Genomic DNA, 19172 nt, shown 5'->3' on the forward strand with positions numbered 1-19172 from the left:
AGCAAGACGGCCGCCCCCTACGCACCCTCTTTCAGCACCCGCGACACCAGCGTCCGCTGGGCCGGGGACAGCTGCGGGTCGGCGCAGTGGACGGTGCGGCCGTCGACCGTGATCTCGTAGTGGAAGCCGTCGGGTACGCCGAGGGACGGCTCGCCCCGGCCGTCGGCGAGGGCCGCCGCGGCCAGGGCCTGCCACTCCGCCGCGTCGGGCCGGCCCGAGGTGTCGACCTCGGCCCGGCGCTCGATGCCGGCGAATCCTCCTGTGCGGGTCACCTGGATGCGCATGCTCCCTGTGTAGCAGCGCACCGCCCCCGCGTCAGCCGGTCGGCACGCCGACCTGGGACCAGGCCTTGAGGACCGCCTGGTACTCCTCGCCGTCCCCGTAGCGGGTGCGTGCCGCCGCGACCGTCAGCCGGGCGAAGTCCGCGAACAGGGCCTGCTTGTACAGCTCGCCGCCGGTCAGCACGTCGTACCAGATCTGCCCGGCCCGCTCCCACGCCTTGCCGCCGAGCGCCTCCGCGACGAGGTAGAAGGCGTGGTTGGGGATGCCCGAGTTCAGATGGACGCCGCCGTTGTCGCGGCCGGTGGTGATGTAGTGGTCCATCGTCGCGGGCTGCGGGTCCTTGCCGAGCACGTCGTCGTCGTACGCCGTGCCGGGCGCCTTCATCGAGCGCAGCGCCGTACCGGTCACGGCGGGGGCGAGCAGGCCCTGGCCGATCAGCCAGTCGGCCTGCTGGGCGTCCTGGTCCAGCGTGTACTGCTTGATCAGCGAGCCGAAGACGTCCGACATCGACTCGTTGAGCGCGCCCGGCTGGCCGAAGTACGTCAGGTTCGCCGTGTGCTGGGTGACGCCGTGCGTCAGCTCGTGCCCGATCACGTCGACCGGGATCGTGAAGTCCAGGAAGATCTGGCCGTCGCCGTCCCCGAACACCATCTGCTCGCCGTCCCAGAAGGCGTTGTTGTAGTGGGCGTCGAAGTGGACGGACGCGTCGAGCGGCATGCCGCCGCCGTCGATGGAGTTCCGGCCGTACGCCTTGAGGTAGAGCTCGAAGGTCGCGCCGAGCCCGGCGTACGCGCGGTTGACGGTGGCGTCCTTGACCGGCTTGTCGCCCTCGCCGCGGACCTTGCGGCCGGGCAGCGCGGTGCCGTGCCGGCAGTCGTAGATGGTGCGGTGCGGCTGTCCCTCGATGGCTCCGGCGGGCGGGGCGACCGTGGGCGCGCCGAGCACCGTGGTGAGCCGGCGGGCGGTGCGCTGGGCGGCGTCCGCGACGAGCGTCTTGCGCGCGATGTCGGACAGCGCGGGGTCCTCGGCGGTGACCAGTTTGTCGAGGACGTGGGGTGGCACGATGGTGCAGAAGACGGGTGTATGCGCGTTCATGTCGCGACAATGTGGCACCGGGTCACGAGGCTGTCACTACTCGCCACCATGATTGGTTCCAAGCCACCCGCGCCACGGCCGCCGGGGACTTTGGTCCCTGGTCCCTTCTGCCACGTCCCGCATACTGAAACGGGACCGGCGCTTTCGGCGCCCCTCGGCTAGGCTGCGGCACATCATGCGTTTCGGGCTGCTTCTCCTTAGCTGCCGCGGCGAGGGCCTGTAGTCGTAGGCCGACCCCCTCCCCGCGGGATCTGGTGCTGCTTCGACTCAGTCGGCCGTCCTAATCGAAGGACCCGAGGAGCCCTACGCAAATGTCCGAGAACTCCGTGTCCGTCGGTCGCCCGACGCCCGTCACCAACGCGACCCACACCCAGCAGCCCTCCGGGATGCCGATCCACAAGTACGGCTCGTACGAGGCCGTGGACATCCCCGACCGCACCTGGCCCGAGCAGCGGATCACCAAGGCGCCGCGCTGGCTGTCCACCGATCTGCGCGACGGCAACCAGGCGCTGATCGACCCGATGAGCCCCGCCCGCAAGCGCGAGATGTTCGACCTGCTGGTGCGCATGGGCTACAAGGAGATCGAGGTCGGCTTCCCCTCCTCCGGCGAGACCGACTTCAACTTCGTACGGTCGATCATCGAAGAGGGCGCGATCCCGGACGACGTCACCATCTCCGTACTGACCCAGGCCCGCGAGGACCTGATCGAGCGGACCGTGGAGTCCCTGCGCGGCGCCCACCGCGCCACCGTGCACCTGTACAACGCCACCGCCCCGACCTTCCGCCGGGTCGTCTTCCGCGGCTCCAAGGACGACATCAAGCAGATCGCGGTGGACGGCACCCGGCTGGTGATGGAGTACGCGGAGAAGATCCTGGGCCCGGAGACCACCTTCGGCTACCAGTACAGCCCGGAGATCTTCACCGACACCGAGCTGGACTTCGCCCTGGAGGTCTGCGAGGCGGTCTGCGACGTCTGGCAGCCCGAGGAGGGCCGCGAGATCATCCTCAACCTGCCCGCCACGGTGGAGCGTTCGACGCCGTCCACGCACGCGGACCGGTTCGAGTGGATGAGCCGCAACCTGACCCGCCGCGCGTTCGTCTGCCTGTCCGTGCACCCGCACAACGACCGCGGTACGGCGGTGGCGGCGGCCGAGCTGGCGATCATGGCCGGGGCCGACCGCATCGAGGGCTGTCTGTTCGGCCAGGGCGAGCGCACCGGCAACGTCGACCTGGTCACCCTGGGCATGAACCTGTTCAGCCAGGGCGTCGACCCGCAGATCGACTTCTCGCAGATCGACGAGATCCGCCGCACCAGCGAGTACTGCAACCAGATGGAGGTCCACCCGCGCCACCCCTACGCGGGCGACCTGGTCTACACCGCCTTCTCCGGCTCCCACCAGGACGCCATCAAGAAGGGCTTCGACGCCATGGAGGCCGACGCGGCCGCCAAGGGCGTCACCGTCGACGACATCGAGTGGGCCGTCCCGTACCTGCCGATCGACCCGAAGGACGTCGGCCGTTCCTACGAGGCCGTCATCCGGGTCAACTCGCAGTCGGGCAAGGGCGGTATCGCGTACGTCCTGAAGAACGACCACAAGCTGGACCTGCCGCGCCGGATGCAGATCGAGTTCTCCCGGATCATCCAGGCGAAGACCGACGCCGAGGGCGGCGAGGTCACTCCCGGCCAGATCTGGTCGGTCTTCCAGGACGAGTACCTGCCGAATCCGGCCAACCAGTGGGGCCGCCTCCAGCTGCGATCCGGCCAGACCACGACCGACCAGGACGGCCGGGACACGCTGACCGTCGAGGCGGTCGTGGACGGCGCCGACACGGTCCTGACCGGCAGCGGAAACGGTCCGATCTCGGCCTTCTTCGCGGCGCTGGCCGCGATCGGCGTGGACGCCCGGCTGCTGGACTACCAGGAGCACACGATGAGCGAGGGCGCGTCCGCGCAGGCCGCCTCGTACATCGAGTGCGCCATCGACGGGCAGGTCCTGTGGGGGATCGGCATCGACGCCAACACCACGCGCGCCTCGCTGAAGGCGGTCATCTCCGCCGTCAACCGCTCGGCCCGCCAGTAGCCCCACAGGCGGTGCACCGCCCCCCACCTGCCCCTCGCGGCCGGTGGGGCGCCGTCTTTGCGCCACTCCTCCTGACGGGGTGCTGACGTCACATCATCGATGTGGCTAACATCACGTCAACGCGGCAATGTTGCCGGTCCGTTACGGAGGTGCGCGGTGGTGCAAGGCCGAGGACAGAACGGGACGAAGCCTCGCGCCGTGGGCATCCTCGAACGAATCTGGACGACCCGTACGTCCTGGACCACCGTCGGGGACGGGGAGTTCTTCTGCCCGGAGTGCGGGGGCGACCGCAACTTCCGCCGCCGCACCGGCCGTCGGCGCCTGGCCGTGCTCGGCGTCCCGCTGCTGTCGCGCGGGGCCGCCGGGCCCGTCGTGGAGTGCGCGGCCTGTGAGACCCACTTCGGGACGGACGCCCTCGACCACCCCACCACCACCCGCTTCTCGGCGATGCTGCGCGACGCCGTGCACACCGTCGCCCTCGCCGTCCTCGCCGCGGGCGGCACCTCCTCCCGCACGGTCACCTCGGCCGCGGTCGCCACGGTCCGCGCCGCCGGGTACGACGACTGCACCGAGGAGCAGCTGATCACCCTGATCGAGGCGCTCGCGGCCGACACCGGGCGGTTCCTCACCGACACCGAGGCCGACCCGTGCGGCGCGGCCCTCGCCATCGAGCTCCACGAGTCCCTGGAGCCGCTGGCCCCGCACCTCGCCCCGGCCGGCCGGGAGTCGATCCTGCTCCAGGGCGCCCGCATCGCCCTCGCCGACGGCCCGTACAGCCCGGCCGAGCGCGAGGTCCTCACCACGGTGGGCGGCGCGCTCCAGCTGTGCGCGGACGACGTGGCCCGGCTGCTGGCGGCGGCGCGGACGCCGTCCTGACGGACCCGGTCCGCAGCGGTGAAACAATAGGCTCATGAGTCTGTTCCGGGACGACGGCATCGTGCTGCGGACCCAGAAGCTCGGTGAGGCCGACCGGATCATCACGCTTCTGACCCGCGGGCACGGGCGGGTGCGCGCCGTCGCCCGCGGGGTGCGCCGCACCAAATCCAAGTTCGGGGCCCGCCTTGAGCCCTTCTCGCACGTGGACGTGCAGTTCTTCGCGCGCGGCAGCGAACTGGTCGGGCGCGGCCTGCCGTTGTGCACCCAGAGTGAGACGATCGCTCCGTACGGTGGCGCGATCGTCACGGACTACGCCCGGTACACCGCCGGCACCGCGATGCTGGAGACGGCGGAACGGTTCACCGACCACGAGGGCGAGCCCGCCGTGCAGCAGTACCTGCTGCTCGTGGGCGCGCTGCGCACGCTCGCGCGCGGCGAGCACGCCCCCCACCTGATCCTCGACGCCTTCCTGCTCCGCTCGCTCGCCGTCAACGGCTACGCGCCCAGCTTCGAGGACTGCGCCAAGTGCGGCATCCACGGGCCCAACCGGTTCTTCTCGATCGCGAGCGGCGGTGTGGTCTGCGCCGACTGCCGGGTGCCCGGCAGCGTCGTACCCTCTGCGGAGGCGGTCGGACTGCTCAGCGCGCTGCTCACGGGGGACTGGGCGACGGCGGACGCGAGCGAGCCGAGGCACGTGCGCGAGGGCAGCGGCCTCGTGTCGGCCTATCTGCACTGGCATCTGGAGCGCGGCCTGCGCTCACTGCGGTACGTAGAGAAGAACTGAGGGAGAAGAGCTCCACATGGCACGACGCGGAATCCTGGGCGGCCGGTCCCGGCGCGAGTACACGACCCCCGAGCCGCACCCCTCGGGTGCGCGCCCGCCGAAGATCCCCGGCGAGCTGGTCCCCAAGCACGTGGCGGTCGTCATGGACGGCAACGGGCGCTGGGCGAAGGAGCGCGGGCTGCCGCGCACCGAGGGCCACAAGGTCGGCGCCGAGCGCGTCCTCGACGTGCTCCAGGGCGCGATCGAGATGGGGGTCGGCTCGATCTCGCTGTACGCGTTCTCCACCGAGAACTGGAAGCGCTCGCCCGACGAGGTGCGCTTCCTGATGAACTTCAACCGCGACTTCATCCGCAAGACCCGCGACCAGCTCGACGAGCTGGGCATCCGGGTGCGCTGGGTGGGCCGTATGCCCAAGCTGTGGCGCTCGGTGGCCAAGGAGCTCCAGATCGCCCAGGAGCAGACGAAGGACAACGACCGGCTCACGCTGTACTTCTGCATGAACTACGGCGGCCGGGCGGAGATCGCGGATGCGGCGAAGGCGCTGGCCGAGGACGTGAAGGCGGGCCGGCTCGACCCGTCGAAGGTCAGCGAGAAGACCTTCGCCAAGTACCTCTACTACCCCGACATGCCGGACGTGGACCTGTTCCTGCGGCCCAGCGGCGAGCAGCGCACCTCCAACTACCTTCTCTGGCAGAGCGCTTACGCCGAGATGGTCTTCCAGGACGTGCTGTGGCCGGACTTCGACCGCCGCGACCTGTGGCGCGCCTGCCTGGAGTACGCGCAGCGCGACCGCCGCTTCGGCGGGGCCGTCCCCAACCTCGACATTCCCCGGCAGGACGGCGCCGAGGCCGGCGAGTAACTCCCTTTGCCGGGGCGGGGCGGCCGGGTCGTCAGACCGCGGCCGCCGCGCACTCGGCGTCGGCCACCGCCTCCATCTCGGCGGTGAGCCGGGCGCCGCGGTCCTCGGAGAAGTCCAGGGCCGCGAGCACCGACGGCACGGCGATGCTGGACATCACATGGCGCTGGAGGACCGAGTGGCGGTGCGAGAGGTCCTGGTAGTCGCTGAGCGTCTGGGACATCATCTGGAGCCCGGCGAAGGCCCCCACGTACAGCTCGGCCGTGTCGGAGATGACCACGTTGGGCATCAGCTCGCCGTGCTGCTGGGCCAGGGTCAGCACCTCGACGTTCACCTCGCTCCAGTGCCGGAACGGGCCGGTGCGGTCGAGTCCGGTCGCCTGCTGGTCCAGGGTCAGCCGGATGCTGGCCCGGACCAGGTGGTCGGTGCGGAGCCGGTGCGCGAGCACCGAGCCGGAGTCGATCAGCTCCTGGAGCTTGACGGGCTGCGGCGGCAGCGAGGGGCCGGAGCCCTGCTCGTTCAGAACCCCGTGCGCGAGCGCTTCCTTCGACTGGAAGTGGAAGTAGAGCGCGCCCTTGGTGACCCCGGCCATCTTGAGGATGTCCGTGATCGTGGCGGCCTGGAACCCCTGCTTCTCGAAGACGATGGCCGCGGCCTCCAGGATCGCCCTCCTGGTGCGGATCGCACGGTCCTGCTTCGCCACGCTGCCTCCTCGTGTTGCGCCGCGGTGTCGACGCCGTGAACTTCTGGGGCCGCCTGCTCCCCTGTCTTGAAAAAAACCGTCTAGTTTGTATCTTAACAGTGGGACGCAGGACTATGTTCTTCGTACATGCCTCGGGGGGAGCCATGTCCAAAACAGCAGCAGTATTGACCAGCGCCATACCCATAACCGGTGCCGGGCCCACCAACATGACGCAATCGCACCCCGTCTCGCCGGAACTGGTCCATCGGGCCAGGCCGGCCGACGCCTTTCCGCACGGCTGGCGACAGCGTGACGAGCACACGTTCTCGGTCACCGCGCACTGGCCGCACAACCACGTGTTCTTCGAGCCCGTCGCGGGCGATCTGCACGACCCGCTGCTGGTCGTCGAGACGATGCGGCAGTCCGCGATGCTGATAGTGCACGCGGGCTACGGGGTGCCGCTGGACTGGCACTTCATGCTCACCGACCTCGAATACACCGCGAACCCCACCCAGTTGGACGTCGGCGGACAGCCCGCGCTCATCGACGTGGAGCTGGAGTTCTCCCGGCTCGAATGGCGCGGCGGCAAGCTCTCGCGGCTCAAGGTCCGCTGGGTGCTGCGCCGCCTCGGCCGGCTCGTCGCCACCGGCTCCGGCCAGGCCCGCGTCCTGAGCCCGGGCGTCTACCGGCGGCTGCGCGGCGAACGGACGGCCCCCGGCGACACCACCGGATGCCTCCCGCTGCCCGTCCCCGCCGACCTGGCGGGCCGCAGCCGCGCCGCCGACGTGGTGCTCGCGGCCAGCCCGCAGGAGCGCGTCTGGCGGCTGCGGGCGGACACCACGCACCCCACGCTCTTCCAGCGCCCCAACGACCACGTGCCCGGCATGCTCCTGCTGGAGGCGGCCCGGCAGGCGGCGAGCGCGGCCCTGGGGCCCGCGCCGGTCGTCCCGGTCGCGGGTGACATAGCGTTCCACCGGTACGCGGAGTTCGACAGCCCGTGCTGGATACAGGTCACCGACGCGGCGCCCCGGCGCCCCGGCATGGCCAGTGTGCAGGTCACCGGCCACCAGGACGAGAGCCTGGTCTTCCTCGCCACGCTGTCGGCGCCGCGCGCCGACTGACCGGCGCGGCAAGGGAGAAGGGGACGACGATGATTCTGGTGACCGGGGCGACCGGAACCGTGGGGGGCGAGGTCGCCCGGCTGCTCGCGGCCGCCCACCCGCTGCGCATCCTGGCCAGACGGCCGGAGCGGGTGACGGCCACAGGACCGGCCGTCGAGGTGGTCGCCGGCGAGTACGCCGACCGCGACAGCCTCGACCGCGCGCTCAAGGGCGTACGGGCGGCGTTCCTGGTCACCAGCAGCGTCGGCGACCCCGATGACATCCGGTTCGTGGAGGCGGCCCGCGCGGCCGGGGTGCGCCATCTGGTGAAGCTCTCCGCACTGGCCGTCACCGACCCGGCCGCCGACGACCTCATCACCGGCCGCCAGCGCGAGAACGAGACGGCCGTACGGGAGTCCGGGCTCGCCTGGACCCTGCTGCGGCCCCGCGCGTTCATGACCAACACCCTGTCCTGGGCGCGCTCGGTGCGCGAGGAGGGCGTGGTGCGCGCGCTCCACGGGGACGCGCCCAACGCGACCGTGGACCCGCGCGACATCGCCGAGGTGGCGGTGAAGGCACTCACGGAGCCGGGCGCCCACGAGGGCCGCGCGTACGCGCTCTCGGGCCCTGCGGCCGTCACCGCCGCCGAGCAGACCGCGCTCCTCGGCGACGCCCTGGGCAGGCCGCTCCGGTTCGAGGAGCTGGGCCCCGAACGCGCGCGTGCCGCACTCCTCGCGCGCTATCCGCAGCCGGTGGCCGAGGCGTTGCTGCACAGCGCCGAACGCCAGCGGGCCGGGGCGAAGACCGAGGTGTCGCACACCGTCCAGGAGCTGACGGGCCGCCCCGCGCGCTCGTACGCCGAGTGGGCCCGCGACCACGTGGCGGCCTTCGCCTGAGGCGCGTCACGTTCATCTACGTACTACGTACGTAAGGGGCCTTGCCGGAAGTGTCCGGCAAGGCCCCTCTCCTGTGTGGAAGGTCAGGCGTTCAGCAGGAGCGGCAGTTCCCGGTGGCCGTTGGAGATGAACGACGGGAGCTGGGCGAGCTGTTCGCCCGGGGCGGCGAGGGCCAGGTCCGGGAAGCGTTCGAAGAGGGCCGACAGCGCCGCCGTCGCCTCCAGGCGGGCCAGCGGGGCCCCCAGGCAGTAGTGGACGCCGTGCCCGAAGGCCAGGTGCTCGCGGCGCAGCGGGCGCGACGGGTCGAAGCGGTCGGCGTCCTCGCCGTGCACCTCGGGGTCGCGGCCGGGCCCGGCGAGCGCGACCAGGATCGGCTCGCCCCGGGGGATCACCACGCCGCCGATCTCGATGTCCTCCACGGCGTACCGCAGCGGCACGTGGGCGGCCGGCGGCTCCCAGCGCAGGGTCTCCTCGACCACGTCGTCCCAGGTGACCTCGCCGCGCCGGACACGGGCCAGCTCCTCGGGGTGGGTGAGCAGCGCGTACGCGGCCTGGTCGATCAGATTGACCACGGTCTCGAACCCGGCCGAGATCATCAGCAGCAGGGTGTCCACGAGCTCGACCTCGGTCAGGCCGCTCCCGTCGCTCTCGTCGCGGGTGGCGATCAGATCGCTGGCCATGTCGTTGCCGGGGTTGGCGCGCTTGAAGGCGATGAACTCGTTGAGCGCCACGTACAGTTCGCGCCCGGTCGCCTCGGCCTCCTCGGCGGTCACCTCGGTGAGGAAGGTGATGTCGATGAGGCGGCAGAGCCGGTCGCGGGCGTCCTCCGGGACGCCGAAGAGCTCGCAGATCACCTGGACGGGCAGCGGGCTCGCGAACGCCTTGCGCAGATCGACCGGTTGGCCCTTCGGGGTGTCCGCGAGCTTGTCGAGGAGGTCGGAGACGATCCGCTCGATGGTCGGGCGCAGCGCCGCCGTCTGGCGTGCGGTGAACGCCCTCGACGTCAGCTTGCGCAGTCGGCTGTGCTCGTCCCCGTACGCGGTGATCATGCTGCGGACCGATATCCAGATGGCGAGCGGCCAGGTCCGGGGGATCTCGCCGCTGATCCAGGCGGGCCAGTGCTGCTCGGCGTCCTTGGAGACGCGCGGATCGGTCATCAGGCTCTTGGCGGCCTCGGCGCTGGTGACCGACCAGGCGGCCACGCCGCCCGGCAGCTCGATCCGGGCGACCGGGCCGTGCTCGCGGATGCGGGCGATCTCGCCGTGGATGTCGGTACCGGCGGCGTCGATGGCGAACGGGCATTGCTGCTGGGGCATGGAGGTGCTCCGTAAGGGCGGTGGGGACGTGTGTTCTGTGCCGACTACTGTCGGCGCAAAGGGAGATGTACGTCGATGCGGGTGCCGTTCCCTGACGCGCTCCCGACGGTGGGACACCTGCCGAGGCCGTCGATCCGGCCGGTCATCGAGCGCGGTCCCGGGCAGCGGCGGCCGGGGAGGAAGAGCGGATCGTCCACGGCGGAGGGCACCACGGCATGGCTGGACGCGCGCCCCGCGCGACCGTCACTCACGACGGAATACAGCCGTACGCTCATGTGTCCTCCCCCCAGATGCTCGGACGGAGAGGACATTAACAAAACCGGATCCCCGGTTTACCACCGGGGATCCTGGGTTGTGCTCTGAGTGTTCCTGAGGTGTACGACCTGGACTAGCCCGCGACGGTCCAGGTGTCGTTGCCCGCGAGGAGGGTGCCGAGCTCGCCCTTGCCGCGCTGCTCGATGGCCTGTTCCAGCTGGTCGGCCATCTGGGTGTCGTACACCGGCCGGGTCACGCTGCGCAGGACGCCGATCGGGGTCTGGTGCAGGGTGTCGGCGTCGGCGAGGCGGGAGAGGGCGAAGGCGGTGGTGGGGGAGGCGGCGTGGGCGTCGTGGACCAGGATCTGTGACGCGTTCTCCGGCGTGACCTCGACGACCCGCAGGTCGCCGGTGGCGGGGTCGCGGATGACGCCCTTGGTGTGGTCGGTGCCGAAGAGGATGGGTTGTCCGTGTTCGAGGCGGATGACGGCGTTCTGGGCCTGGTCGTTGTCTTTGAGGGCTTCGAAGGCGCCGTCGTTGAAGATGTTGCAGTTCTGGTAGATCTCCACCAGGGCGGTGCCGGGGTGGTCGGCGGCCTGTCGCAGTACCTCGGTGAGGTGTTTGCGGTCGGAGTCGATGGTGCGGGCGACGAAGGAGGCCTCGGCTCCGAGTGCGAGGGAGACCGGGTTGAAGGGCGCGTCCAGGGATCCCATCGGCGTCGATTTGGTGATCTTGCCGACTTCGCTGGTGGGGGAGTACTGGCCCTTGGTCAGCCCGTAGATGCGGTTGTTGAAGAGGAGGATCTTGAGGTTGACGTTGCGGCGGAGGGCGTGGATGAGGTGGTTGCCGCCGATGGAGAGGGCGTCGCCGTCGCCGGTGACGACCCAGACGGAGAGGTCTTGGCGGCTGGTGGCGAGGCCGGTGGCGATGGCGGGGGCGCGGCCGTGGATGGAGTGCATCCCGTAGGTGTTCATGTAGTACGGGAAGCGGCTGGAGCAGCCGATGCCGGAGACGAAGACGATGTTTTCTTTGGCGAGGCCGAGTTCGGGCATGAAGCCCTGTACGGCGGCGAGGACGGCGTAGTCGCCGCAGCCGGGGCACCAGCGCACTTCCTGGTCCGACTTGAAGTCCTTCATGGACTGCGGGGCCTCGGCCTTGGGGACCAGGGAGAGCAGGGTGCGTGCCGTCGTCTCAGTCATTGATGGCCTCCTTGAGGGCCGTGGCGAGCTGCTCGGCTTTGAACGGCATGCCGTTGACCTGGGTGTAGGACTGCGCGTCCACCAGGTACTTCGCGCGGATGAGAGTGGCGAGCTGGCCGAGGTTCATCTCGGGGATGACGACCTTGTCGTAACGCTTCAGGACCTCGCCCAGGTTCCCCGGGAAGGGGTTGAGGTGGCGCAGGTGGGCCTGGGCGATGGGTTCGCCCTGGGTGCGCAGGCGGCGGACGGCGGCGGTGATGGGCCCGTAGGTGGAGCCCCAGCCGAGGACGAGGGTGCGCGCGCCGTCGGGGTCGTCGACGTCCAGGTCGGGGACGTGGATGCCATCGATTTTGGCTTGGCGGGTGCGGACCATGAAGTCGTGGTTGGCGGGGTCGTAGGAGATGTTGCCGGTGCCGTCCTGCTTCTCGATGCCGCCGATGCGGTGTTCCAGGCCCGGGGTGCCGGGGATGGCCCAGGGGCGGGCCAGGGTCTGGGGGTCGCGTTTGTAGGGCCAGAAGACGTCGGTGCCGTCGGCGAGGGTGTGGTTGGGGGTGGTGGCGAACTGGACGCGCAGGTCGGGGAGTTCGTCGGTGTCGGGGATGCGCCAGGGCTCGGATCCGTTGGCGAGGTAGCCGTCGGAGAGCAGGAACACCGGGGTGCGATACGTCAGCGCGATCCGCGCCGCATCCAGGGCCGCCTCGAAGCAGTCCGCCGGGGTTTTCGGCGCGACCACCGGGACCGGGGCTTCGCCGTTGCGCCCGTACATCGCCTGCAGCAGGTCGGCCTGCTCGGTCTTGGTGGGCAGGCCGGTGGAGGGCCCGCCGCGCTGGATGTCGACGATGAGGAGCGGCAGTTCCAGGGAGACGGCGAGGCCGATGGTTTCGGACTTCAGCGCGACGCCGGGGCCGGAGGTGGTGGTGACGGCCAGGGATCCGCCGAAGGCGGCTCCGAGGGCGGCGCCGATGCCGGCGATTTCGTCTTCGGCCTGGAAGGTGCGCACGCCGAAGTTCTTGTGCTTGGACAGCTCGTGCAGGATGTCGGAGGCCGGAGTGATCGGATACGAGCCCAGATACAGCGGCAGGTCGGCCTGGCGGGAGGCGGCGATCAGGCCGTAGGCGAGGGCGAGGTTGCCGGAGATGTTGCGGTAGGTGCCGGTGGGGAAGGCGCGGGTGGCGGGGGCGACTTCGTAGGAGACGGCGAAGTCCTCGGTGGTCTCGCCGAAGTTCCAGCCCGCCCGGAACGCGGTCACGTTCGCCTCGGCGATCTCCGGCTTCTTGGCGAACTTCTGCCGCAGGAACGCTTCGGTGGCCTCGGTGGGCCGGTGGTACATCCACGACAGCAGGCCGAGGGCGAACATGTTCTTGGAGCGTTCGGCTTCCTTGCGCGAGAGCCCGAAGTCCTTGAGTGCTTCCACCGTCAAGGTGGTCAGCGGCACGGGGTGGAGGTTGTAGGCGTCCAGGGTGCCGTCTTCGAGCGGGCTGGTGGTGTAGCCGACCTTGGCCATGGGGCGTTTGGTGAACTCGTCGGTGTTGACGATGATGTCCGCGCCGCGCGGCACGTCCGCGAGGTTGGCTTTGAGGGCGGCGGGGTTCATGGCGACCAGGACGTTGGGTGCATCGCCCGGGGTGAGGATGTCGTGGTCGGCGAAGTGCAGCTGGAAGCTGGAGACGCCGGGCAGGGTGCCGGCGGGGGCGCGGATCTCGGCGGGGAAGTTCGGCAGGGTCGAGAGATCGTTGCCGAACGAGGCGGTCTCCGAGGTGAACCGGTCACCCGTGAGCTGCATCCCGTCACCCGAGTCACCCGCGAAACGGATGATCACCCGATCAAGGCGCTTGACTTCTTTCAGCATTGAGTGGCTCCTCAACCCTTGATTTCGCAGATGGTGGCGCCGGACGTGACGGACGCGCCCACTGTCGCGGCGAGATCCTTGATCGTGCCGGAGCGGTGGGCGTTGAGGGGCTGTTCCATTTTCATGGCTTCGAGGACGACGACGAGGTCGCCTTCCTGGACTTCCTGGCCCTCTTCGACGGCGACCTTGACGATCGTGCCCTGCATCGGAGACGCCAGCGCGTCACCCGAAATGGCGGAGCCCGTCTTCTTCTTGTCCCGGCGCTTGGGCTTGGCCCCGGCCGCCAGGCCCGTACGAGCGAGTGACATGCCCAAGGACGAGGGCAGCGAGACTTCGAGGCGCTTTCCGCCGACCTCGACCACCACCGACTCCCGCTCGATGGGCGCCTCGTCGTCCCCGTCGGTCGCAGGGGGGACGAACGCCGGGATCTCGTTGACGAATGCGGTCTCGATCCAGCGGGTGTGGACGCGGAACGGGTCGGCGGTGAACGCGGGGTCGACCACGACGGCCTGGTGGAAGGGGATGGCGGTGGCCATGCCCTCGACCTTGAACTCGGCCAGGGCGCGGGAGGCGCGCTGCAGGGCCTGTTCGCGGGTGGCGCCGGTGACGATGAGTTTGGCGAGGAGGGAGTCCCAGGCGGGGCCGATGACCGAGCCGGACTCAACCCCGGCGTCCAGGCGCACGCCCGGGCCGGTGGGCGGGGCGAAGGTGGTGACGGTGCCGGGGGCGGGCAGGAAGCCCCGGCCGGGGTCTTCGCCGTTGATGCGGAACTCGAAGGAATGCCCGCGGATCTCGGGGTCGCCGTAGCCCAGCGCCTCGCCGTCCGCGATGCGGAACATCTCGCGCACCAGGTCGATGCCGGTGACTTCTTCGGTGACGGGGTGTTCGACCTGCAGGCGGGTGTTGACCTCCAGGAAGGAGATCGTGCCGTCGGTACCGACCAGGAACTCCACCGTGCCCGCGCCGACGTAGCCGGCTTCCTTGAGGATGGCCTTGGAGGCGGCGTACAGCTCCGCGTTCTGCGCCTCGCTCAGGAACGGGGCAGGGGCCTCCTCCACCAGCTTCTGGTGGCGGCGCTGCAGCGAGCAGTCGCGGGTGGAGACGACCACCACGTTGCCATGACTGTCGGCCAGGCACTGCGTCTCGACGTGGCGCGGCTGGTCCAGGTAGCGCTCCACGAAGCACTCCCCGCGCCCGAACGCGGCCACCGCCTCACGCACCGCCGACTCATACAGCTCCGGCACCTCCTCCAGGGTGCGGGCGACCTTGAGGCCACGGCCGCCGCCGCCGAAGGCCGCCTTGATGGCGATCGGCAGACCGTGCTGCTCGGCGAAGGCGACGACCTCGCCGGCACCGGAGACCGGGTCCGGGGTGCCCGCGACCAGGGGGGCGCCGGCACGCTGGGCGATGTGGCGGGCGGCGACCTTGTCGCCCAGGTCGCGGATCGCCTGCGGCGGCGGGCCGATCCAGACCAGACCGGCATCCAGAACCGCCTGCGCGAACTCGGCGTTCTCGGACAGGAAGCCGTAACCCGGGTGGATCGCGTCCGCGCCCGAGTCGGCGGCCGCCTGCAGGACCTTGCCCATGTCCAGGTAACTGGTGGCCGGGGTGTCACCGCCCAGAGCGAACGCCTCGTCGGCCGCCCGGACATGCAGAGCATCCCGGTCCGGATCGGCGTAGACCGCTACGCTCCCGATCCCGGCATCCCGGCAAGCACGGGCGACACGGACAGCGATTTCGCCACGGTTGGCGATGAGCACCTTGCGCACGACGACTGCTCCTCAACTTGCGGGTGCTGAAGCGGAAAGATCGAGAACGAAACGCCGAGTGGTTTGTACAGCGCCACTCTCGAAGCATCCTGGAGGGACCGTATCCGGCGTTACTCCGCAGTTGTCCACCGTCCGGTAACCAAACCGGGCGCTGCGGGTTCCGGAACCGCGCCCACCCCAAGACCCCTACCGCTTCCGGGAGTCGTGGCCGTGCAGCCCATGGCGTACCCCCGAGTGGCCTGCCACCACAGGGAATTGCCGGATATCACTTCAGGGGTTGACTTCGGTCCCGTCCGGCGCGTGGCCGAGGGAATTCATTCCGGATCGCGGCTTCCGGAATCCGGGAATTCCCCACCCCTGTTCTTCAACAGGTCCGGCGACCAAGGCCGCTGCCTCGCGGTTCACGCAACTTCCCCGGTCGGCACGGCCTTTGTGAGGGATTCCGACGGGGGCCGTGGGCATCGCGCCGCAGTGACCGGCGCCACACCGTAGCCCGCCGCGGTGTGGCGAAGCCCACCAGGGTTCACCTCGCGCGCGGGTCTTTCCGGGGGTAACCCCGTGCAAGGCGGGACGACCGACCCCGTAAGACACGCTAAAACCGACCTGTCGTACTGTTCCGTTGGTTACGTGCCGAGGAAGACTCAGAAATCGGCCGAAGCTTTTGGGTGATTCACCCCTTTTCATAGCTTTGACAAACCGGGATACCGGTTTGTAATCTCTTCAACAAGTCATTGCAGCACGCACTGTGCACACAGGACCGGGGGGAGAGCTATGCGCTTTCGTATGTTGGGCCCGCTGGAGGTGATGTCCGGCGGCCGGCAGGTCCCGTTGGGGGGGACCAAGCAGCGGGCGACGCTGGGCTATCTGCTGCTGCAGGCCAACCAGGTCGTCCCGACGAGCCGACTGCTGTCCGTGCTCTGGCAGGCGGACAACACGCCCGTCACGGCACGGAAGATCCTGCAGAACGCGGTGTGGGGGCTGCGCGGGATCCTCGCCGAGGGCGGCCCCGACGGCGACGGGGGCGCGGCCGAGCTGGTCACCCGGGCACCCGGGTACCTGATCCGCACCGACCCCGACCAGATCGACCTGAACGTCTTCCGCCGCCGGGTCGGCGAGGGGCGGGCCGAACTCGCGGGCGGGCGGCCCGAGGCGGCCGTCGCCTCGCTCGGCGCGGCGCTCGGCCTGTGGCGCGGCCCGGCGCTCGCCGACCTCGCCGAGACCGGCATCATGTGGCCCGAGCTGACGGCCGTGCAGAACGCCCGGCTCGACGTCCTGGAGGACTACTTCGAGGCGAAGCTGGCGTGCGGGCAGCACTACGAGGTCCTCGGCGAGCTGGAAGCCGCCGTCGAGGCCGAGCCGTTGCGCGAGCGCAGCTCGGGCCAGCTGATGCTGGCCCTGTACCGCTGCGGGCGGCAGGCCCACGCGCTCGCCGTCTACAACCGTCTGCGCGCCACCCTGGTCGAGGACCTCGGCCTGGAGCCCGGCCACGAGCTGCGCGGCCTCCAGCGGGCGATCCTCGCCCACGACCCGTCCCTGGGCCTCGCGGCCCCGCGCCCGGCAGCCGCCCCCGCGCAGCCGACGGTGCTCGCGCCCGTGCCCGCCGCCGAGCAGCCGTGCGAGCGCGGTGACCGGCGGCGCACCCTGACCGCCGTCTCCAGCCACCGCAGGCACGCCCACGTCCCCGAGCAGGCGCCCTCGCGCGCGGCGGGCTCGCCCCAACGGGCCGTGGTGCGGCCGGACGTGATCCAGCGCCGGTCGCTGACCGTGCTTCTCCTGCAGACCAGGGTCACCCCCGGTCCGGTTGTTCCGCCCTTCGGGACGTGGGGCGGAGTCGGGGCCGCGGCCGGGGGGCCGGCCCTCGACCTGGACGAGGTGGTCGACCTGGACGAGACGCTGGAGCGGGTCAGTGCGACGGCGCGCGCCCGGATCGAGCACTTCGGCGGCCGCGTGGTGGGCTCCATCGGCCCGTTCTCGCTCGGCCTCTTCCAGCACGAGGAGGACGGCGGGGACGGTACGGGCCGGGTGGGCGACGCGGCCCTGCGCGCGCTCCGGGCCGCCGCCGCCGTACGCGACGCGGTGGCCCCGCCCGGCCGGACCGCCGGCCACCGCTCGCCCGCCGAACGGGGCCTGACCCTGCACGCGGCCGTGGCGACCGGCCAGGCGCTGGTGCGCTTCGCGCCCGGCGACCCCGGTACCCCGCAGTCCGTCAACGGGACGCTCCTGGACCTCTGCCAGCGGCTGCTGACGCTGGCCGCGCCCGGCGAGATCATCGCCTGCGAGGCCGCGCGGCTGGCCGCGGGACCCGAGGTCTCCTACGGCCCGGCCGACGGCTCCCCGCGGGTCTGGCGGGTGCGCGAGGTGTACGCCAGGCCGGGCTCGGCCGCGGCTGGTGCCGCGTACTCCGCGCCCTTCGCGCGGCCGCCCCGGCGGATCGGGGCCTGACCGCCGGTGGGCCCGCAGGCCCCGTAGGCCTTTAGCCGTCGACGCGTTCGGGCGCCGAGGTGAGTACGTGTCCCGTCGGGGGGCGGGACACGTACTCACCTCGGCGCCCGAACGCGTTTGTCGGCGCGTGGCAGAGCCCTGTGCGGCGGGATCCGGCCTCTCGGCCCCGCACGCCCTCGCGGTCACGGCGTGCAGGGCCTCCGAAGTGCGGACGAGATCCGCCGACAGCCTCCGCGGCGACTACAGCGGCAGCGCCGCCACCAGCCCCGGGCTGCCGTCCGGCTTCAGCGAGCCGAGCGCGTCGGCCCGGGCCAGCCGGGGCAGCAGCAGCCCCCAGAACTTGCCGAACATCTGCCGCGAGAACCAGCGCGGCTGGCTGCGCCCCATCGCCTCGAAGCCGACGGTGGTCGCCGCGATGACCGCCTTGGCGTCCTCCACCGCGACCCCCTCGGCGAGCGCGCCCTCGGCGGCGGCCCCGGCCAGCACGTCGCCGACCCAGTCGACCCAGTACTGGCGCAGGTCCGTCGACCCCTTCCAGGTCGCGTCGGAGCTGAGCCCGAACCCGGCCCGCAGGATGACGTCGTCGCCGAGCCGGAACGCCAGCGCGTGCGTGGTGTCCACGAGGAGCTGGAGCGCCCGGCCCTGCCCGGCCTCGCGCGGGCGCGCGATCTGCCGCAGGGACGCCATGGCGTGGTCGCCGACGGCCTCGGCCAGGGCGTTCTTGCTGACGAAGTGGAAGTGCAGGGCCCCGTTGCTGACGCCTGCCCGGGTGCTGATCGTGGTCAGTGAGGACGGTGCGAAGCCGTCCGTGTCGAACACCTCGGCCGCGGCCAGGATCAGCGTCTGCCGCGTCCGCTCAGCCCGTTGCTGCTTGCTCATGGTGTAACTCCGTTGTCGCGCTGAAGGAGGGGGCTTCTGGAGGACAGGAGCCAAGGAAGGATTCTATAGAAACCAACCCGACGGTTTCTTTAGTCCTGCTTGAGTGTGGCCCAAAGTGTTATCCGGGTGGTCCGAACCAGCCCGCACTGCGCCTCGCTGACCTGCGCTTCAGGCGTGAAAGGGCGACATTGGCGTACGTTCTGACGGCTGGATCCAGCCGGACGCCTACGGCCGGATCAGGGCCCTCCGCGCCCTACGAACGGGACACCCGGTCTGCAAGTGGTGCTCTGTCAGTCCGCTTTCGGGCATGGGAAAGGGGCCCCGGGAACGAGTCCCGGGGCCCCTCCACGTACGTTCCGCGTGCCTACTTCTCCGCGGCCGCCGCGCACTCCGCGCAGGTGCCGAAGATCTCCACGGTGTGCGCCACGTTGACGAAGCCGTGCTGCTCGGCGATCGCCTCGGCCCACTTCTCCACCGCCGGGCCCTCGACCTCGACGGCCTTGCCGCACATCCGGCAGACCAGATGGTGGTGGTGGTCGCCCGACGAGCAGCGCCGGTAGACGGCCTCGCCGTCGCTGGTGCGCAGCACGTCGACCTCGCCGGCGTCGGCGAGCGACTGCAGGGTGCGGTAGACCGTGGTCAGCCCCACCGAGTCGCCCCGGTGCTTGAGCATGTCGTGCAGCTCCTGCGCGCTGCGGAACTCGTCCACCTGGTCGAGGGCCGCCGCCACGGCGGCCCGCTGCTTGGTCGACCGGCCGCGTACGGGTGGTCCAGCCGTCGCCACAGGTGCCTCCCTCTAACCGTCGCCCGCT

At 70.7% G+C, this 19172-nt stretch carries 16 protein-coding genes; 7 read left to right on the forward strand and 9 right to left on the reverse strand.

All coding sequences use genetic code 11. The features are described from left to right. Positions 1-17: 17 nt before the first annotated feature. Together QIY60_RS19140 and QIY60_RS19145 are read right to left on the reverse strand one after the other, a co-directional pair. Positions 18-284: a protealysin inhibitor emfourin gene (locus QIY60_RS19140; protein WP_283143553.1), complete on the reverse strand. Its 267-nt coding sequence runs from the start codon at positions 282-284 to the stop codon at positions 18-20. A 31-nt stretch (positions 285-315) separates the two neighbouring features. After that, entirely contained in the window at positions 316-1377 is a 1062-nt protein-coding gene (locus tag QIY60_RS19145) for a M4 family metallopeptidase (protein ID WP_283143554.1), read from the reverse strand. A 311-nt stretch (positions 1378-1688) separates the two neighbouring features. Between QIY60_RS19145 and leuA the strand changes: the two genes are divergently transcribed. From leuA to QIY60_RS19165, 4 genes are all read left to right on the forward strand, one after another. Beyond that, a complete protein-coding gene (leuA, locus tag QIY60_RS19150; RefSeq protein WP_283143555.1) occupies positions 1689-3458 on the forward strand; it encodes a 2-isopropylmalate synthase in 1770 nt (589 codons plus the stop codon). A gap of 156 nt (positions 3459-3614) precedes the next feature. Beyond that, positions 3615-4334 (forward strand): TerB family tellurite resistance protein, encoded by a 720-nt coding sequence (locus tag QIY60_RS19155; RefSeq protein WP_283143556.1) that lies wholly within the window; start codon positions 3615-3617, stop codon positions 4332-4334. Between the two features lie 34 nt (positions 4335-4368). Beyond that, on the forward strand, positions 4369-5118 hold the full coding sequence (recO, locus tag QIY60_RS19160) for a DNA repair protein RecO (RefSeq protein WP_190092522.1): 750 nt from the start codon (positions 4369-4371) through the stop codon (positions 5116-5118). 16 nt (positions 5119-5134) lie between these two features. Then, positions 5135-5977, forward strand: a complete 843-nt coding sequence (locus QIY60_RS19165; protein WP_283143557.1) for an isoprenyl transferase — start codon at positions 5135-5137, stop codon at positions 5975-5977. A 31-nt stretch (positions 5978-6008) separates the two neighbouring features. On the opposite strand, the gene QIY60_RS19170 is transcribed toward QIY60_RS19165, so the two are convergent. Beyond that, positions 6009-6677, reverse strand: a complete 669-nt coding sequence (locus QIY60_RS19170) for a ScbR family autoregulator-binding transcription factor (protein WP_283143558.1) — start codon at positions 6675-6677, stop codon at positions 6009-6011. A gap of 206 nt (positions 6678-6883) precedes the next feature. Between QIY60_RS19170 and QIY60_RS19175 the strand changes: the two genes are divergently transcribed. Then, the gene (locus QIY60_RS19175; protein ID WP_283143559.1) at positions 6884-7777 is read left to right on the forward strand and encodes a ScbA/BarX family gamma-butyrolactone biosynthesis protein; all 894 of its coding nucleotides are present in this window, start codon (positions 6884-6886) and stop codon (positions 7775-7777) included. 29 nt (positions 7778-7806) lie between these two features. Next, positions 7807-8652, forward strand: a complete 846-nt coding sequence (locus QIY60_RS19180) for an SDR family oxidoreductase (protein ID WP_283143560.1) — start codon at positions 7807-7809, stop codon at positions 8650-8652. An 83-nt stretch (positions 8653-8735) separates the two neighbouring features. Here the strand turns inward: QIY60_RS19180 and QIY60_RS19185 are convergent, their stop codons facing one another. From QIY60_RS19185 to QIY60_RS19200, 4 genes are all read right to left on the reverse strand, one after another. Further along, positions 8736-9968, reverse strand: coding sequence for a cytochrome P450 (locus QIY60_RS19185; RefSeq protein ID WP_283143561.1), 1233 nt, complete (start codon positions 9966-9968; stop codon positions 8736-8738). 388 nt (positions 9969-10356) lie between these two features. Beyond that, positions 10357-11421: a 2-oxoacid:ferredoxin oxidoreductase subunit beta gene (locus QIY60_RS19190; RefSeq protein ID WP_283143562.1), complete on the reverse strand. Its 1065-nt coding sequence runs from the start codon at positions 11419-11421 to the stop codon at positions 10357-10359. Beyond that, positions 11414-13270 carry a 2-oxoacid:acceptor oxidoreductase subunit alpha gene (locus QIY60_RS19195; protein ID WP_283143563.1) on the reverse strand — a complete coding sequence of 619 codons (1857 nt, stop codon included), beginning with the start codon at positions 13268-13270 and terminating at the stop codon, positions 11414-11416. The genes QIY60_RS19190 and QIY60_RS19195 overlap by 8 nt, the downstream gene beginning before the upstream one ends. Positions 13271-13281: 11 nt before the next feature. Then, positions 13282-15039 carry a biotin carboxylase N-terminal domain-containing protein gene (locus tag QIY60_RS19200; protein ID WP_283143564.1) on the reverse strand — a complete coding sequence of 586 codons (1758 nt, stop codon included), beginning with the start codon at positions 15037-15039 and terminating at the stop codon, positions 13282-13284. Positions 15040-15822: 783 nt separating this feature from the next. On the opposite strand from QIY60_RS19200, the gene QIY60_RS19205 reads away from it, so the two are divergent. After that, complete coding sequence (locus QIY60_RS19205) at positions 15823-17481, forward strand: AfsR/SARP family transcriptional regulator (protein WP_283143565.1); 1659 nt, start codon at positions 15823-15825, stop codon at positions 17479-17481. A 240-nt stretch (positions 17482-17721) separates the two neighbouring features. Here QIY60_RS19205 and QIY60_RS19210 read toward each other — a convergent pair whose 3' ends face one another. Then, complete coding sequence (locus QIY60_RS19210; RefSeq protein WP_283143566.1) at positions 17722-18360, reverse strand: ScbR family autoregulator-binding transcription factor; 639 nt, start codon at positions 18358-18360, stop codon at positions 17722-17724. A gap of 364 nt (positions 18361-18724) precedes the next feature. Then, positions 18725-19144 (reverse strand): transcriptional repressor, encoded by a 420-nt coding sequence (locus QIY60_RS19215; RefSeq protein ID WP_101388227.1) that lies wholly within the window; start codon positions 19142-19144, stop codon positions 18725-18727. Between the last annotated feature and the right edge of the window lie 28 nt (positions 19145-19172).

The organism is Streptomyces sp. BPTC-684, from assembly GCF_030028635.1.
In the GTDB taxonomy this organism is placed as follows: Bacteria; Actinomycetota; Actinomycetes; order Streptomycetales; family Streptomycetaceae; genus Streptomyces; species Streptomyces noboritoensis.

Coding starts and splice junctions, on each gene's coding strand:
- QIY60_RS19185 (WP_283143561.1), bottom strand. CDS start 9,968: ATGCCCCAGCAGCAATGCCCGTTCGCCATCGACGCCGCCGGTACCGAC.
- QIY60_RS19205 (WP_283143565.1), top strand. CDS start 15,823: ATGTTGGGCCCGCTGGAGGTGATGTCCGGCGGCCGGCAGGTCCCGTTG.
- QIY60_RS19180 (WP_283143560.1), top strand. CDS start 7,807: ATGATTCTGGTGACCGGGGCGACCGGAACCGTGGGGGGCGAGGTCGCC.
- QIY60_RS19210 (WP_283143566.1), bottom strand. CDS start 18,360: ATGAGCAAGCAGCAACGGGCTGAGCGGACGCGGCAGACGCTGATCCTG.
- QIY60_RS19165 (WP_283143557.1), top strand. CDS start 5,135: ATGGCACGACGCGGAATCCTGGGCGGCCGGTCCCGGCGCGAGTACACG.
- leuA (WP_283143555.1), top strand. CDS start 1,689: ATGTCCGAGAACTCCGTGTCCGTCGGTCGCCCGACGCCCGTCACCAAC.
- QIY60_RS19195 (WP_283143563.1), bottom strand. CDS start 13,270: ATGCTGAAAGAAGTCAAGCGCCTTGATCGGGTGATCATCCGTTTCGCG.
- QIY60_RS19190 (WP_283143562.1), bottom strand. CDS start 11,421: ATGACTGAGACGACGGCACGCACCCTGCTCTCCCTGGTCCCCAAGGCC.
- QIY60_RS19145 (WP_283143554.1), bottom strand. CDS start 1,377: ATGAACGCGCATACACCCGTCTTCTGCACCATCGTGCCACCCCACGTC.
- QIY60_RS19175 (WP_283143559.1), top strand. CDS start 6,884: ATGACGCAATCGCACCCCGTCTCGCCGGAACTGGTCCATCGGGCCAGG.
- QIY60_RS19140 (WP_283143553.1), bottom strand. CDS start 284: ATGCGCATCCAGGTGACCCGCACAGGAGGATTCGCCGGCATCGAGCGC.
- recO (WP_190092522.1), top strand. CDS start 4,369: ATGAGTCTGTTCCGGGACGACGGCATCGTGCTGCGGACCCAGAAGCTC.